The following is a 444-nucleotide window of genomic DNA, read 5'->3' as shown; positions in this document are numbered from 1 at the left end:
AAGAGAGAAAAAAGAGAAAAGAAAAAAAGAAGGAAAAAGGGAGAAGGAAAGGAAGGAGGAGAAGAGAGAAAGGAGAGGAAGGAGAGGAGAGGAGAAAGAAGAAGAGAAAGGGGGAAGAGGAAGGGGGGGAGAGAGGGAGGGGGGAAAGACGAAGAAGGAAGAAGAGAGGGAGAGAGGGAGAGGGGGAGAGGAGAGGGGGAGAAGAGAAAGGGGGGAAAGAAAAGAGAGAAAGGGGAGAAAGGGAAAAAAAGGAAGGAAGGAGAGGAAGAAAGAAAGGGGAGAAAGGAGGGGAAAAAAGAGGAGGAGAGAAGAGAGGGAGGGGAGGAAGAGGGAGGGAAAGGGGGAAGAGGGAGGAGAAAAAGGGGGGAAGGGAGAGAGAAAGAAGAGAAGAAAAAGGGAAAGAAAAAGGGGAAGGGGGAAGAGGGGGAAGGAGAAGAAGGGGGA

The 444-nt window shown here is 50.7% G+C and carries 1 protein-coding gene; it reads left to right on the top strand.

The annotated features are described in order from the left end of the window. Positions 1 to 444: hypothetical protein (locus CYP28_RS10830; RefSeq protein ID WP_181000388.1), on the top strand; the 444-nt coding region annotated here is incomplete at both ends.

This window comes from Campylobacter concisus (assembly GCF_002914195.1).
Lineage (GTDB): Bacteria > Campylobacterota > Campylobacteria > Campylobacterales > Campylobacteraceae > Campylobacter_A > Campylobacter_A concisus_M.
This window is presented reverse-complemented; position numbering and strand designations above follow the sequence as displayed.